Raw genomic sequence first — 14,795 nt, 5'->3', positions numbered from 1 at the left:
GAAAGGGTCACCGTGACTCAGAACCACCAGCAAGCCATGGCCGACGTGCGCGACATGTACATGGTGCACATCGTGTTCCGTCGCGAGTTCGGCCTGCTTCCGCAGCTCGTCCGCGACGTGCGGCCGGATGATGTGAAGCGCGCGGAGGTCGTCGGTGCCCACGCCGCGCTCATGTGCCAGCAGCTGCACCTGCACCACGAGGGCGAGGACGTGTACCTGTGGCCGCTGCTCGCCGAGCGCGGAGGCGCGGAGGCGGCTGCCGTCGTCCCCACCATGCAGGCGCAGCACCACGCCATCGAGCAGGCCTACACGGCGGTCGTCGCCCTGCTCCCCGCCTGGCGCCGGACAGCCCGCGACGGGAACATCCTGGCTGACGCCCTGGAGCGTCTGGGCGCCGCGGCGACCGAGCACATGGCCATGGAGGAGGCCGAGATCCTGCCGCTGGCGGAGAAGTACGTCACCGCGGCGGAGTGGGCGCAGCTCGGTGAGCACACGATGCGCGACCTCCCGAAGAAGGTTCTGCCGCTGAGCTTCGGCATGGCCATGTACGAGGGCGACCCGGCTGTGATCAAGGCGGTGCTCGCGCACGCCCCACTGCCGGCACGGCTGCTCATGCCGGTCATCGCGCCCCGGTCGTACGCCGCGCACGCCAAGCGGGTCTACGGCACCGCCACGCCGCCGCGCGTCGGCGCTGGCGCCCGGTGAGCCCGGGGCCACGGCGGCCGGCGGACCTCGACGCTCAGTCGGCGGCGAGGAAGGCCAGCACCCGGGCCCAGGCCGCGGCGGCGGCGTCCGGGGCGTACTCGGCCAGGTCCGGGTCGGTGAACAGGTGCCCGACGCCGGGGTAACGGTAGACGGTCAGGTCGGTGCCGGCGTCGGTCATCGCCTGCCGCCACTCGTCGACCTCGTCCGGCGCGTCGTACGGATCAGGGTCGGCGAGATGCAGGTGCACCGGCAGCCCCGGGCGGACCGCGTCCGGTGCGCCGCCGGTGCCGTGCAGCAGGAGCAGGCCGGCGGCGTCGGGGCGCTCGGCCAGCAGCGCCCCGGCCACACCGGCGCCCATCGAGAAGCCGGCGAGCACGGTCTGCGGGGGCAGGTCGTGCAGCGCCGCGCGGGCCCGGTCGAGCACCACCTCGTGGCCGATCTTGTCGAGCAGCGCGAAGCCCTCCTCGACGACGTCGGTGGCCGGGACGCCGTACAGATCGGGGGCGGTGACCTGGTGCCCGGCGGCGCGCAACCGGTCCGCGGCGGCGCGGACGGCGGGCCGCAACCCGTACACGGAGTGGAACAGCACGACGTGTCGCATCGGGCCATCCTGCCGCAGGGGGGCGGCAGGATGGCCCGGCCACGCGGGGCGGGGGTCAGACCAGTGCGGCCAGCCGGGGTATCAGGGCGCTCGGCGGGGGCATCGCGGCGATCTCCTCTCCCAGAGGTGCAGCCCGTCCTTGGTCTCGACGCACTCGGTGGCCACGCCCGGACCCATCACCTCGGAGAGCCCGTAGATGTCGACCGCGTGGATGTCCAGCCGCTGCTGCATCTCCCGGCGCATGTCCTCGGTCCACGGCTCCGCCCCGAAGATGCCCACCCGCAGTGACGTGGCGCGGGGGTCGAGACCCTGGCGCTGCATCTCGTCCACGATGGCGAGCATGTAGCTGGGCGTGACCATGATGACCTCGGGTTCGAAGTCGCGGATCAGCATCACCTGACGTTCGGTCATGCCCCCGGAGACCGGATGACCGTGCAGCCCAGTTCCTCGGCGCCGTAGTGCGCGCCCAGTCCGCCGGTGAAGAGCCCGTAGCCGTACGCGACGTGCACCCGGTCGCCGGGACGGCCGCCGGAGGCACGGATCGACCGGGCCATCAGGCGCGCCCAGGTACGCAGGTCGTCGCGGGTGTAGCCGACCACGGTGGGTCGGCCGGTGGTGCCGGAGGAGGCGTGTAGCCGGGCGACCCGCTCGCGGGGTACGGCGAACATGCCGAACGGGTAGTTGTCCCGCAGCTCCGCCTTGCCGGTGAACGGGAAGCGGGCCAGGTCGTCGAGGTCGCGGCAGTCGTCGGGGTGCACCCCGGCGGCGTCGAACGCGCGGCGGTAGTGCGGCACGTTGTCGTACGCGTGCCGCAACGACCAGCGCAGCCGCTCACGTTGCAGGTCGCGGAGCTCGTCGACGCCAGCGCGCTCGATCGGCTCCAGCTCCTCGGGACGAGGGGTGCGGTCCTGCATCGCCTGCCTCCTTCGCGACGGTCCCCGGCCGGGACTGCCGGTCACCGTACGCCCGGGTCGGTCAGCGGGCCGCTGGCAGGCGGTGCAGGGCGTCGACCAGCGGGGCCAACTCGGGGGTGGCCTCCGCCTCGGCCAGCGCGCCGGTGAGCACCCGGTCATGGGTGGGTCGGGCACGGGCGAGCAGGTCGGAGCCGGCCGGGGTCAGCTCGGTGTAGATGCCGCGCCGGTCGTCGGCGCAGAGGATCCGGGTGAGCAGGCCGCGCTGTTCGAGGCGGGTGACGAGGCGGGTGGTGGCGCTGCTGGAGAGCGCGGCCGCGCGGGCGAGCTGACTCATCCGCATGTGCCAGCCGTCCTGTCGGGAGAGCGCGTCGAGCACCGTGTATTCGACGACGGACAGCTCGTGACCGGACTGCAACGCCCGTTCCAGGGACGTCTCGATCAGCCCGTGCAGCGCGGCGAGGGTGCGCCAGCCCTGCGCGCGGATCTCGACCGCATCGTCGGCGATGCCCATGCCGGCCTCCCGGGTGGTGATCTGGACGACCCCAGGCTACCACGCTTGCGCCGATATAAAGCGTGTGCAAGTATTTCATTGCTGGCGCGCTTAGTTGCATACGCCGCCTATCTGACCCCTCCCCGATGGGAAGACCATGTCCGTACGCCACCCGTCCCTGCCGCCCGGTTTGATCGCGCTGGCCCTCGGCGCCTTCGGCATCGGGCTCACCGAGTTCGTGATCATGGGCCTCCTACCCGAGGTGGCCGACGACTTCGCGGTCACCGAGCCGGTGGCCGGCTGGCTGATCTCCGGCTACGCGCTCAGCGTGGCCGTCGGCGGGGTGGCCCTCACCGCCGCGGTCACCCGACTGCCGCGCAAGCCGGTGCTGCTCGGCCTGCTGGTGCTGTTCATCATCGGCAACCTGCTCTGCGCGGTCGCCGGCGACTACGCCGTGATGATGGCCGGCCGGATCGTCGCCGCGCTCTGCCACGGCGCGTTCTTCGGCATCGGCGCCGTGGTGGCCGCCGGCCTCGTCGCGCCGGCCCGGCGGGCGGGCGCGATCGCCATGATGTTCGCCGGGCTGACCATCGCCAACGTGCTGGGCGTGCCGTTCGGCACCTTCCTCGGCCAGCACCTCGGCTGGCGGTCCACGTTCTGGGCGATCACCGGCATCGGCGTGGTCGCCCTGATCGGGCTGGCGCTGCTCGTACCCGGTCGCGGTGCCGTCGACGGGGCGGGTCCGGCCGGCGGGCTGCGCGGCGAGCTGCGCGCCTTCACCCACTCGCAGGTCTGGCTCTCACTGGTGATCACGGTGCTGGGCTTCGGGGGCATGTTCGGCGCGTTCACCTACATCGCCTACACGCTCACCGAGGTCAGTGGCTTCGCCGCCGGCACCGTGCCGTGGCTGCTCGTCCTCTTCGGAGTGGGGCTCTTCGCCGGCAACCTGCTCGGCGGCCGGGCGGCGGACGTGTCGCTGTCGCGCACGCTGGTCACCGTGCTGGCCGCGCTCACCGTGGTGCTCGTCGGGTTCGCCCTGACCGCGACGAGCCCGGCGCTGACCGTCGTCTCGCTGGTGCTGATGGGCGGCTTCGGGTTCGCCACCGTGCCGCCGCTGCAGATGCGGATCATGCGGTACGCCCAGGAGGCGCCGACCCTCGCCTCGGGGGCGAACATCGCGGCGTTCAACCTCGGCAACGCGCTGGGCGCCTGGGTCGGCGGGGTGACCATCGCCGCCGGGCTCGGCTACACCGCGCCCATCTGGGCGGGCGCCGCGCTCACCCTGGTCGGCCTGGGCGTCCTGCTGGGCGCGCTGCGGCTGGCCCGCCGTACGCCGGCGACGGCCGAGGCGGACCGGACGCCGGCGCCGGTCTGAGCCATCGACGTGCGGGGCGCCGGGTCGGGCGGAACATCCGACCCGGCGTCGCTCTGATCATCCCCCCGCGAGCATCCCTTAATTGCAAAACATGTGCAACAAGGTCTGGACCTGGCCCACTCAGGTAACTAGCCTGATCGTCATGAGTCCTTACATCACGGATCCGTCGGCGTGGCAGGAGAGCTGGGACCGCCAGCAGGAGGCGTTCATGCCGGACCGGGACCACCGCCTCACCGCCATGCTCGACGCGGTCGACGCGGTCCTCGACGGCCGGCCGCCGCGCCTGCTCGACCTGGCCGGCGGCACCGGCACCATCACCCTGCGGGCGCTGGCCCGCTTCCCCGGCGCCGAGGTGACCCTGGTCGACCTCGACCCGGCGCTGCTCGCCATCGTCGGCGCCTCCCTCGCCGACCGGGCCACGATCGTCACCGCCGACCTCGGCACCCCCGACTGGCGCTCCGCGCTCCCCCACCGCGAGTACGACGCCGTGCTCACCGCCACCGCCCTGCACTGGCTGCCCGCCGACCGGCTCGGCCAGCTCTACGCCGAGCTGCGCGACGTGCTGCGACCGGGCGGAATCCTCGTCAATGCCGACCACATGCCCGACGACACCCTGCCGGAGCTGACCAAACGACTGACGGACCGGGCGCGCGACCGGCGCAACGCCCGGTACGCGGCCGGCTCGGTGCTGTCCTGGTCGGACTGGTGGGCGCGGGCCGCCGCCGATCCGGAGCTCGCACCGCTGGTCGCCCAGCGGCAGGCCATCTACCCGAGCGGGCACAGCCCGGATTTCAACCCGCCGGCCTCCTGGCACCTGGCCGCGCTCACCGCCGCCGGGTTCGGCGAGGTCGGCACGGTGTGGCGGGGCGGCCCGGACGCGGCCGTCGCGGCAGTACGCTAAGGACCCGTGTCAGAGCCGCCGGACCAGCGCACCGATCCCGACGTCGATCTCCGCGTCCCCGCCGACCGGAGTGAGCTGACCGCGCACCCCGCGACGATTCTCGCCACGATCGCGGCCGGCGGGGTGCTCGGTGCGCTGGCCCGAGCCGGCCTGCAGCACGCCGCCCCGCACCCGCCGACCGGCTTCGGCTGGGCGACGTTCGGCGTCAACGTGTCCGGCTGCCTGCTGATCGGCGTGCTGATGGCGGTGCTCGGGCACCTCGGCGGCGGGCACCCCCTGGCCCGCCCGTTCCTCGGGGTCGGTGTGCTCGGCGGGTTCACCACGTTCTCCACCTACGCGGTGGACGTCCAGCAGGCCCTCGTCGAGGGCGCACCGGGCACCGCGCTGGCGTATCTCGCCGCGACGGTGCTCGGTGCGCTCGTCGCGGTCGGGCTGGGCGACGCCGTCACGGCAGGACTGCTGCGGCCGAGGGCCGCCCGATGACCGTGTTGCTCATCGCCCTGGGCGCGGCCGTCGGCGCGCCACTGCGCTACCTGACCGACCGGGCCGTGCAGTCCCGGCACGACTCCGCGTTTCCCTGGGGCACGCTGACCGTCAACGTGATCGGGTCGTTGCTGCTCGGCGCCCTCGTCGGGTCGCCGGCCGGCCCGGCGGTGACCGCGCTGGTCGGCACCGGGTTCTGCGGCGCGCTGACCACCTACTCCACGTTCAGCTACGAGACGCTGCGGTTGACCCGGGGCGGTCACCGTCTGCTCGCCCTGGCCAACGTGCTCGGCAGCATCGCCGCCGGGCTCGCCGCCGCCTCCGTCGGATACGCCCTGGGCCGCGCTCTGACCGGCTGACCACACCGAGGGTATATACGCGAGGTATACCCTCGGTGTAGTCTCCCCTCATGAGCGTCCCACTGACCCTTCTCGGCCTCCTCGAACGCGAGCCCAGCCACGGGTACGACCTGAAGCGCGACTACGACGCCTTCTTCGGCCGGGGCAAGCCGCTGCCGTTCGGCCAGGTCTACTCCACCCTCAGCCGGCTGGCCCGCGACGGCAAGGTGGTGATCAGCGACGTCGCCCCCGGGTCCGGCCCCGACCGCAAGCGCTACATCATCACCGACGTCGGCGCGACCGAGGTCGAGCAGTGGCTGACCCAGCCGGTCGATCCCGAGCCGCACCTGCAGACGGTGCTCTTCGCGAAGGTCGTGCTCGCGCTGATGCTGGACCGGCCGGCCGCCGAGTACCTCGACACCCAGCGCAGCGCGCACCTGCGGCGGATGCGTGAGCTGACCGAGATCAAGCGCGCCGGCAGCCTGGTCGACGCGCTGCTCGCCGACCACGGGCTGTACCACCTGGAGGCGGACCTCCGGTGGATCGAGATGACCGGCGCCCGACTGGACGCCCTGCGCAAGGAGGTGCGGCCATGAGCGTCGTGATCGAGGCACGCGACGTGACGTTCGCCTTCGGCCAGACCGCCGCGCTGCGCGGCGCCAGCGTCGCCGTGGACGCGGGCGAGATCCTCGCCGTCATGGGCCCCAGCGGCTCGGGCAAGTCCACCCTGCTGCACTGCCTGGCCGGCATCCTGGTGCCCGACTCCGGCGAGATCCTCTTCGACGGGGTCCGGGTCGACGCCATGACCGAGACCCAGCGCAGCAGCCTTCGCCGGGACCGCTTCGGTTTCGTGTTCCAGTTCGGCCAGCTGGTCCCCGAGCTCACCGCGGTGGAGAACGTCGCCCTGCCGCTGCTGCTCAGCGGCGTACACCGCAAGCAGGCGCTGCCGAAGGCGAGTGCCTGGTTCGCGCGCCTCGGCCTGGACGGTCTGGAGCAGCGGCGCTCGGGTGAGCTGTCCGGCGGGCAGGCGCAGCGCGTCGCCCTGGCCCGCGGGCTGGTCGCCGAGCCGCAGGTGCTCTTCGCCGACGAGCCGACCGGCGCACTCGACTCGCTCACCGGCGAGCAGGTGATGGACCTGCTGGTCAGCGCCGCCCGCGAGCAGGGCACCACGGTCATCCTGGTCACCCACGAACCCCGGATCGCGGCGTACGCCGACCGTGAGGTCATGGTCCGCGACGGGCGCGTCAACGCGCCGGACCGGATCGCCTCGTGATCCGCTTCGGGCTCCGCCTCGCCGTGGCCGGCGGCCGCGAGGCGCTCACCCGCCTGCTCGTCATCGCCGCCGCCGTCGCCGTCGGCAGTGGACTGCTGCTGACCACTCTGGCCGGGGTCAACGCGGTCAACGCCCAGCTCACCCGGTACGCGTCGATGTATCCGAACGCCTCCGCCGGCGACGCCGACCCGCTGTGGTGGTCGACCCGGCAGGACTACTTCCAGGGCAAGCAGATCATCCGGATCGACGTCGCCGCGACCGGGCCGACCGCGCCCACCCCGGTCGGCGTCCCGGCAACTCCGGGGCCGGGCGAGTACTACGCCTCGCCCGCGTTGCGGGCACTGCTGGCCGCCCAACCGGCCGACCAACTGGGCGACCGCTACCCGGGGCGTGACCTGGGCACCGTCGGGCCGGCCGCGCTGACCTCGCCGGACACCCTGCTCGTCGTCGCGGGCGGCACCCCCGACGAGGTCGCCAAACTGCCGGCTGCGAAACAGGTCACCAGCGTCGGCGACACCCCCGCCATCCCGGAGACGACGGTCAACCTCATCCTGGGTGTGATCGCCGGCGGGCTGCTGTTTCCTGTCTTGATCTTCATCGGCACGGCCACGCGGCTCAGCGCGGCCCGCCGGGAGCAGCGCTTCGCCGCGATGCGCCTGGTCGGCGCGACACCGAGGCAGATCTCCCTGGTCGCCGCCGTGGAGGCGGCCGCCGCCGCCGTCGCCGGCACCGCCGTCGGCTTCGGACTGTTCTATGCCTTCCGCGACCCCCTGGCGGGGATCCCGTTCACCGGCATGCCGTTCTTTCCCAGCGACATGTCACTGGGCGTGCTGGATGCCCTGCTGGTGGCGCTGGGCGTCCCGGTCGGCGCGGCGGTGGCGGCCCAGGTTTCCCTGCGCCGCGTCCGGATCTCGCCGCTGGGCGTCACCCGCCGCGTCACCCCCCGGGCACCGCGCGCGTACCGGCTGATCCCGGCCCTGCTCGGTCTCGCCGTGCTGTTCTTCGCCATCGGCTTCAAGCCGGAAACGTCCGACGGCCAGACCGCGATCTTCCTGCCCGCCCTGCTGCTCATCATGGCCGGCCTGGTCTTCGCCGGTCCGTGGTTGACGATGGTCGGTGCCCGGATCCTGGCCCGGTACGCCAATCGACCCGCCGCGCTCATCGCCGCGCGACGCCTCGCCGACAACCCGAAGGCCGGCTTCCGGGCCATCAGCGGCATCATGCTCGCGCTCTTCGTGACGAGCGTGGCCGTCGGCGTGATCACCACGATCGTCACGAACCGCGGCCCGGCCCCCACCGGCTCGACCGACGCGGGCACCGTGACCACGGTCTTCGACGAGAAGACGCCGTCGGTGCCCGACACGCTCTTCACCGAGCTGCGCGCGATCACCGGGGTGCGCTCCGCGACCGCCATCCGCGAGAACCCGGAGGTGACCACCGCGGGCGAGGCCGGGGTGATCGCGTGCACCGACCTCCCCAGCGCCTACGGCCGGTGCGCCGAGGGCGCGAGCGTCATCGAGGTGCCGATGGGCCTCAGCCGCTGGCAGGAGTCCGCGTCACCCGCGACGGTCTGGCCCGCCGCCCCGCTCACCCTCGACGATCTCCAGCGGCTGCCGGTGGTGTCGATCGTCGTCGGCACGGACGGGTCCGCCTCCGCCGTCGAGCGCGTCCGCACCGTGCTGGAGATCGCCTACCCGACCTTCTGGGTGGGGCCGAACGTGCCCGGTGACTTCGAGTCGGACTTCGCCGACACGCTGCGCGGCTGGGAACAACTGGCCAACGTCGTCATCATCGCCAGCCTCGCGCTCGGCGGGTGCAGCCTCGCGGTCAGCGTCATCGGCGGCCTCACCGAACGCCGGCGCCCATTCAGCCTGCTGCGCCTCAGCGGCGCGCCGGTACGGGTGCTGCGCCGGGTGGTCGCGCTGGAGAGCGCCATACCGATGCTCGCCGTCGCCGCGGTCGCCATCGGGATGGGCCTGCTCGCCGCGCACCTGTTTCTGCGGGCACAGATGGACTACCGGCTCATCGCACCGGAGCCGCGCTTCTACGTGATCGTCGTCGTCGGGTTGGTCACCTGCCTCGGCGTCATCGCCTCCACCCTGCCGCTGCTGGAACGCATCACCGGGCCGGAGACCGCCCGCAGCGAGTAGTCAGTTCGTCGGCCCGGTGCTCGTGAGGGCGGCCACCGGGCCGAGGACGAAGACGGCGGGCGGGCCGATGCCCTCCCGGGCGGCGACCGCGCCGATCTCGTCCAGCCGGGCCGGCACCGACCGCTGGTGCGGCAGCCCGGCGTCCTGCACGGCGAGCACCGGGGTGTCCGGGGCGCGGCCATGCTCGATCAGCACGGTGGCGATCTTCGCGATGGTGTCGACGGCCATCAGCAGCACGACGGTGCCCCGGGCGCGGGCCAGCGCCGCCCAGTCGACCAGGGAGTCGGGGTGCCCGGGCGGTAGGTGCCCGGACACGATCGTGACGTCGTGCGCCACGCCCCGGTGGGTGACCGGAACGCCGGCGAGGGCCGGTGCGGCGATCGCGCTGCTCACCCCGGGGACCACGCTCACCGGCACGCCGGCCGCCCGGCAGGCCAGCACCTCCTCGTGGCCGCGCCCGAAGACGTACGGGTCGCCGCCCTTGAGCCGCACCACCCGGCGCCCGGCGCGGGCGTGTGCCACCAGGGCCGCGTTGATGGCGTCCTGCGACATCGACGGGCCACGGGGCACCTTCGCGGCGTCGATCACCAGCACGTCGGGGGGCAGTCCGGCGAGCAGTCCCTGCGGGGCGAGCCGGTCGACCACCACGACGTCCGCGGCGTCGAGCAGCGCCTTCGCGCGTACCGTGATCAGGTCGTCGGGTCCGGGCCCGCCGCCGACCACCGCGACCGAACCGTGGTCGTGGTGATGGTCGTGCCCGTGGTGATGTTGATGGTGGTGGCCGCCGACCGGGTCGTCGGGGTGGTCGTGCGGGCGTTGCGGACGGCCGACCTTGTCGGCGAAGCCGGGCATCAGCACCCGGTACGCGCAGGTGTCGCAGTTCATCCGGATGTCCCCGCCCAGCGCCTCGGCGTAGCGCTCCAGGACGAGGTCGGCGAGGGCGTCGCAGTCACCGATCACCTCGGCGACGCGGACGTCCAGGTCGGGGTGCGCGGCGGCGAACTGCGCCGACTGCGCGACGATGCGGTCGGGCAGCACCCCGGCGAACAGGAAGTACGGCGCCACCACGATCCGCCGCGCGCCGAGGCGGCGCAGCCGCTCCAGCACCGCCGGCACCGACGGCTGGGCCAGGGAGATGAACCCCGGTTCGACACCGGCGTAGCCGCGCCCCTCCCAGAGCAGTCGGGCCACCTTGGCGACCTCGGCGTTGGCGTCCGGGTCGGTGGACCCCCGCCCGATCAACGCGACCCACGTGCCGGCCCGCTCCGCGGTGTCGGTGTGGTCCGCACCGGCCAGTGCGGCGTCGATGCGCTGTTCCAGGGCGTCGTGCAGCAGTGGGTGGGGGCCGAGCGGGCGGCCGTAACGGTAGGTCAGCCCGGGGTGGCGCTGCTGTTCGCGGCCCATGGCGGCGGGGATGTCGCCCTTGCCGTGCCCGGCGGCGGTGAGCACCAGCGGCAGCGCCGCGACTGCCCGGTGCCCGCGGGCGACGAGGGCGCCGACCGCGTCGGTGAGCGGCGGCCGGGACAGCTCGATGAAGCCGCCCTCGACGTCGGCGACGTCGCCGCGCCGGCGGACCCGCTCGACGAGCGCGGCGAACTGGTCGACCCCGGCCGCGCTGCGCGTACCGTGCCCGACGATGACCAACCCGGTCATGGCTTCTCCTCGACGTAGAGCAGGGCGTTGAGGGCGGCGGCGGCGACCGCCGAGCCGCCCTTCTCCCCCACGTTGGACACGGCGGGCAGGCCGCTGGCCCGCAGCGCCGCCTTCGACTCGGCGGCACCCACGAAACCGACCGGCAGGCCGACGACCAGCGCCGGCGCGGCGTCCAGGGTCAGCAGTTCGACGAGCGCGGTGGGCGCGCAGCCGACCACCCAGACCGCGCCCGGCCCGACCCGGTCCAGCGCGATCCGCACGGCCGCCGCCGACCGGGTGATGCCGGCCGAGCGGCCCAGCTCGACGGCGGCCGGCTCGGCGACCGGGCAGACCAGTTCCAGGCCGGCGCGGGTGATGCCGGCGGCGACCATCGCCACGTCCGTCACCACCGGCGCGCCCGCGCGCAGCGCGGCCAGCCCCGACTCCAGGGCGGCCTCGTCGCAGACCAGGTCGTCGACGTACGCGAGGTCGGCGCTGGCGTGCACGACCCGTTCGGTCACCGCGCGGCTCAGCGGCGGCAGGTCGGACAGGTCGACCCGCTCGCGCAGGATGCGATACGACTCCGCCTCGATCGGGTGCACCACCCGTCTCATCGGGCTCCTTCCGACATGTCCGGGCCGGTGACGCGGATCGCGTCGACCGGGCAGATCTCCAGGCACTCCAGGCAGCCGGTGCAGCGGTCGGCGCGTACCGTCAGGCCGCCGGCGACCGGCCGGATCGCGTGGGTGGGGCAGGTGAGCAGGCAGGCGCCGCAGCCCTGGCAGGCGTCGATGGTCACGAACGCCACCGGTACCCCCGGGGTGTGACCATCCGTCCGCCGACCAGCCGGGTGTCGCTGTTGCCGACCAGCACGATGCTGTACATGTCCACCACGGCCGGGTCGAGGGTGGACAGCGTGGCCAGGTGCACCCGTTCGCCGGGGCGGCTCGCGTTGCGCACCACGCCGACCGGGGTGTCCGCTGGCCGGTGCGCGGCGAGGATGCCGAGCGCCGTGCCGAGCTGCCAGTCGCGTGCCCGGCTGCGCGGGTTGTAGAACACCGTGACGAAGTCACCCTCGGCAGCCGCCGCCACCCGCCGCTCGATGACCTCCCACGGGGTGTGCAGGTCCGACAGGCTCAGGTAGGCGTGGTCATGACCCAGCGGCGCGCCGAGCAGCGCGCCGGCGGCGAGGGCGGCCGTCACCCCGGGCACGCCGATCACGTCGATCCGCTCGTCGGCGTACTCCAGGGCGGGGCTGGCCATCGCGTACACCCCGGCGTCGCCGGACCCGACCAGCGCGACCGCCCGGCCGGCGGCGGCCTCGGCGACGGCGGCGCGGGCCCGTGCCTCCTCCGCGCCCAGCCCGCTGGACAGCACCCGGGTGCCCGGACGGAGCAGGTCGCGCACCTGGTCGAGGTACTGGTCCAGGCCCACCACCACGGCCGCGCGGCGCAGCTCGGCGACCGCGCGGGGGGTGCGCAGGTCGGCGGCGCCGGGCCCGAGCCCCACGACGGCCAGCCGGCCGCACGGCGCGTGCCGCGCCACCGCCACGGTGGCCATCGCCGACGCGGTCTTCCCCACCAGCAGCGTGGCGTCGTCGGCCCGGCCGTCCGGACCGAGCAGCGCCGCGGCCTCCGCCACGCTCGGCGTGCCGACCGCGGCGCGGACCACCTCGCTGGGGTGCGGCACGTCGATGGCCGCCAGCCGCGTCGCCGGCCAGGTCACCAGGGGTACGCCGAGCGCGTCGGCGGTGCTGCGGATGCCCGCCTCGTCGGCCTTGACGTCGGCGCTGGCCAGGCAGCGCAGGCTCGCCGGGTCGAGGCCGGCGTCGGCCAGCACCCGGTGCAGCAGCTCCGCCACCTCGGCGGCGGGTACGCCCCGACTCGCGCCCACCCCGGCGACCAGCGACGGGGGTCGCAGCACGGCGGTCCGGTCGTCGAGCGGCACCACTCGGTCGGTGACCAGCAGGCGGTACCCGGCGGCACTGCCGGTGGTGTCGTCGGCGGCGCTGCCGGTGGTGTCGTCGGCGGCGCTGCCGGTGGTGTCGTCGGCGGTGGACTCGAAACGGGTGGCGGCGCGCACGTTCGGCGGCAGGGCGGGCAGCGGCCAGTCGGCGTCGGCGATCAGCTGGACCGGCTCGCCGTCCAGGATGGCCCGGGACACCGCGGCGACCGCGCCCCGCACGGGCCAGCCGAGGGTGTCCAGCCCCGGCAGGCCGACCGCGTCGGTGGCGGTGGTGATCACCGGCCGGGCGTCCAGCAGCGCGGCGACCTGCTCGGCGAGGGCGTTGGCCCCGCCGGCGTGCCCGCCGAGCAGGGCCACGGCGTGCCGGGCGGCCTCGTCGACGACCACCACGGCCGGGTCGGTGCGCTTGTCGTCGAGCAGCGGCGCGAGGATCCGTACCACCGCTCCGGTGGCCAGGAACGCGATCACCGCGTCGCATTCGGCCCAGGCGGTCCGCAGCGCGTCGGCGACGGTCTCCGCCTGGACCAGCCGGGCGTGCGGCCAGGCGGCGGCCAGGGTGTCGGCGTGCCGGCGGCCGGCGGCGGTGGTCGCCACCAGGCCGACGCGGGTGGTCACGGTCAGGTCGTGCACGGGCGCTCCCCGGTGAGGACGACCACCGGGTTGGTGGCCGCGAGGCGGATCGACCCGCCGGGCAGGTCGGCGAGGCGGGCGGCGGAGAGCTGGACACCCTCGACCGTGTAGCCGGCGGCGCGCAGCAGGCCCACGGCTGGTGCGACCCGGTCCAGTGCGGCCAGGGTGAGGACCACCCGCTCGGGCCGGCGGGCCGCCACGGCGGCGAGGACGTCGACGCCGCCACCGCCGACGAAGACCGCGTCCGGCTCGGGCAGCCCGGCCAGCGCCTCCGGTGCCCGTGCGGCGACGAGCCGGACGTTCACCCCGTGCGCGGCGGCGTTGGCCTGGATGGTCGCGCCGGCGCCCCGGTCCTGTTCGACGGCGAGCACGGCCGCGCCGAGCAGGGCGCACTCGATGCCGACCGAGCCGCTGCCCGCCCCGACGTCCCAGATCAACCGACCCAGTCGGGGGCGCAGCCGGGCGACGACGAGAGCCCGCACCTCGGACTTGCTGATCATCGAGTCGCGGTGGGCGTACCGGGTCTCCGGCAGCGCCCATCCTCCGGCCGGCGCGGCGGCGGGCTGGTTGTCTACCCGCATGCCACCGGTCGCGAGGGCGGACTGACCCGCACCCGCGGTACCGACGCCGCAGCCGGTCGATGCGGGCTCGGCGAGGCTGAGCAGGACGTGCGGGTCGGCCCAGCTCTCGGCGGCGGCCTGCTCGGGGGTCACCGCGCGGATCCGTTCCGCGTCGGTGCCCAGGTGTTCGGCGACCAGCAGGCGACGCGACCAGCCGACCAGGCCGGCGCCCAACTCCGCCGCGCCGGCACCGGGGGCGGTGAGCACCGCGACCAGCGGCAGTGCCCGGCACGCGTTCAGCGCGGCTCGGGGGTCGCGTCCGTGCGCGGTGACCACGGCGGCGCCGTCCCAGGGCAGCCCGGCGCGGGCGAACGCGGCGGCCACACTGGACACCGCCGGCACCACCCGCAGCGGCAGCCCGGCCGCGCGTAGCCGCCGGACGATGCCGAACAGGCCGGGATCCCCGCTGGCCAGCACCACGGCTGGCACCCCGGCGGCGACGGCCTCGGCCAGGCGACGCACGGCGGGGGCGAGCGGTCCGAGGGTGACGGTGTCCGCGCCGGCCGGCACGGGCACCGCGGCCAGGTGCCGGGCGGCACCCACCACCAGCCCGGCGGCGGCCAGCACGGACGCGAGGGCGGGGTGCGGCGGTGCACCGGCGGCATCCAGCCCGACCACGGTCACCGACGCCACCGGCTCCGTCCGCGCCACCGGCTCGGACGGCGTCAGCGGCGCCACACGCGCGGTCCGCGTCACCGGGGGCACCGGCTCGGTCGGC

The 14,795-nt window shown here is 74.6% G+C and carries 17 protein-coding genes; 8 read left to right on the top strand and 9 right to left on the bottom strand.

The window, feature by feature from the left end; all coding sequences use genetic code 11:
• Positions 1-12 precede the first annotated feature (12 nt).
• On the top strand, positions 13-705 hold the full coding sequence (locus AB0H52_RS12740) for a hemerythrin domain-containing protein (protein WP_151489240.1): 693 nt from the start codon (positions 13-15) through the stop codon (positions 703-705).
• 34 nt (positions 706-739) lie between these two features.
• Here AB0H52_RS12740 and AB0H52_RS12735 read toward each other — a convergent pair whose 3' ends face one another.
• The 4 genes from AB0H52_RS12735 to AB0H52_RS12720 form a co-directional block, all read right to left on the bottom strand.
• Complete coding sequence (locus AB0H52_RS12735) at positions 740-1,306, bottom strand: dienelactone hydrolase family protein (RefSeq protein WP_151489241.1); 567 nt, start codon at positions 1,304-1,306, stop codon at positions 740-742.
• Between the two features lie 81 nt (positions 1,307-1,387).
• Entirely contained in the window at positions 1,388-1,717 is a 330-nt protein-coding gene (locus AB0H52_RS12730; RefSeq protein ID WP_225854294.1) for an AMP-binding protein, read from the bottom strand.
• The gene (locus AB0H52_RS12725; RefSeq protein WP_225854295.1) at positions 1,714-2,220 is read right to left on the bottom strand and encodes a hypothetical protein; all 507 of its coding nucleotides are present in this window, start codon (positions 2,218-2,220) and stop codon (positions 1,714-1,716) included. Before AB0H52_RS12725 ends, AB0H52_RS12730 begins: the two co-directional genes overlap by 4 nt.
• A 61-nt stretch (positions 2,221-2,281) precedes the next feature.
• Complete coding sequence (locus AB0H52_RS12720) at positions 2,282-2,731, bottom strand: MarR family transcriptional regulator (protein WP_151489242.1); 450 nt, start codon at positions 2,729-2,731, stop codon at positions 2,282-2,284.
• A gap of 136 nt (positions 2,732-2,867) precedes the next feature.
• On the opposite strand from AB0H52_RS12720, the gene AB0H52_RS12715 reads away from it, so the two are divergent.
• The 7 genes from AB0H52_RS12715 to AB0H52_RS12685 all read left to right on the top strand — a co-directional run bounded on the left by AB0H52_RS12715 (position 2,868) and on the right by AB0H52_RS12685 (position 9,230).
• Positions 2,868-4,085: an MFS transporter gene (locus AB0H52_RS12715; protein ID WP_278122516.1), complete on the top strand. Its 1,218-nt coding sequence runs from the start codon at positions 2,868-2,870 to the stop codon at positions 4,083-4,085.
• Positions 4,086-4,227: 142 nt separating this feature from the next.
• On the top strand, positions 4,228-4,986 hold the full coding sequence (locus AB0H52_RS12710) for a class I SAM-dependent methyltransferase (protein ID WP_151489243.1): 759 nt from the start codon (positions 4,228-4,230) through the stop codon (positions 4,984-4,986).
• 6 nt (positions 4,987-4,992) lie between these two features.
• A complete protein-coding gene (locus AB0H52_RS12705) occupies positions 4,993-5,469 on the top strand; it encodes a CrcB family protein (RefSeq protein WP_151489244.1) in 477 nt (158 codons plus the stop codon).
• Positions 5,466-5,828 carry a fluoride efflux transporter CrcB gene (gene crcB / locus AB0H52_RS12700; protein WP_151489245.1) on the top strand — a complete coding sequence of 121 codons (363 nt, stop codon included), beginning with the start codon at positions 5,466-5,468 and terminating at the stop codon, positions 5,826-5,828. The genes AB0H52_RS12705 and crcB overlap by 4 nt, the downstream gene beginning before the upstream one ends.
• A 50-nt stretch (positions 5,829-5,878) precedes the next feature.
• Complete coding sequence (locus AB0H52_RS12695) at positions 5,879-6,403, top strand: PadR family transcriptional regulator (RefSeq protein WP_151489246.1); 525 nt, start codon at positions 5,879-5,881, stop codon at positions 6,401-6,403.
• Entirely contained in the window at positions 6,400-7,080 is a 681-nt protein-coding gene (locus AB0H52_RS12690; RefSeq protein WP_151489247.1) for an ABC transporter ATP-binding protein, read from the top strand. Before AB0H52_RS12695 ends, AB0H52_RS12690 begins: the two co-directional genes overlap by 4 nt.
• The gene (locus tag AB0H52_RS12685) at positions 7,077-9,230 is read left to right on the top strand and encodes an FtsX-like permease family protein (RefSeq protein ID WP_357947032.1); all 2,154 of its coding nucleotides are present in this window, start codon (positions 7,077-7,079) and stop codon (positions 9,228-9,230) included. The genes AB0H52_RS12690 and AB0H52_RS12685 overlap by 4 nt, the downstream gene beginning before the upstream one ends.
• On the opposite strand, the gene cobA is transcribed toward AB0H52_RS12685, so the two are convergent.
• From cobA to cbiE, 5 genes are read right to left on the bottom strand one after another with little or no spacing between them, the layout of a single operon-like run.
• A complete protein-coding gene (cobA, locus tag AB0H52_RS12680; protein WP_357947029.1) occupies positions 9,231-10,883 on the bottom strand; it encodes a uroporphyrinogen-III C-methyltransferase in 1,653 nt (550 codons plus the stop codon). It abuts the gene before it with no gap.
• A complete protein-coding gene (locus AB0H52_RS12675) occupies positions 10,880-11,476 on the bottom strand; it encodes a precorrin-8X methylmutase (RefSeq protein WP_357947026.1) in 597 nt (198 codons plus the stop codon). The genes cobA and AB0H52_RS12675 overlap by 4 nt, the downstream gene beginning before the upstream one ends.
• Positions 11,473-11,670, bottom strand: coding sequence for a 4Fe-4S binding protein (locus AB0H52_RS12670; protein WP_151489251.1), 198 nt, complete (start codon positions 11,668-11,670; stop codon positions 11,473-11,475). The genes AB0H52_RS12675 and AB0H52_RS12670 overlap by 4 nt, the downstream gene beginning before the upstream one ends.
• Positions 11,658-13,457 (bottom strand): precorrin-3B C(17)-methyltransferase, encoded by a 1,800-nt coding sequence (gene cobJ, locus AB0H52_RS12665; protein WP_357947023.1) that lies wholly within the window; start codon positions 13,455-13,457, stop codon positions 11,658-11,660. Before cobJ ends, AB0H52_RS12670 begins: the two co-directional genes overlap by 13 nt.
• Entirely contained in the window at positions 13,445-14,755 is a 1,311-nt protein-coding gene (cbiE, locus tag AB0H52_RS12660) for a precorrin-6y C5,15-methyltransferase (decarboxylating) subunit CbiE (RefSeq protein ID WP_357947168.1), read from the bottom strand. Before cbiE ends, cobJ begins: the two co-directional genes overlap by 13 nt.
• Positions 14,756-14,795 lie beyond the last annotated feature (40 nt).

The sequence above is a fragment of the Micromonospora sp. NPDC050695 genome (genome assembly GCF_040654415.1).
In the GTDB taxonomy this organism is placed as follows: Bacteria; Actinomycetota; Actinomycetes; order Mycobacteriales; family Micromonosporaceae; genus Micromonospora.
Note: the sequence above shows the minus strand (reverse complement) of the source record. Positions and strands in the feature narration are given on the sequence as shown.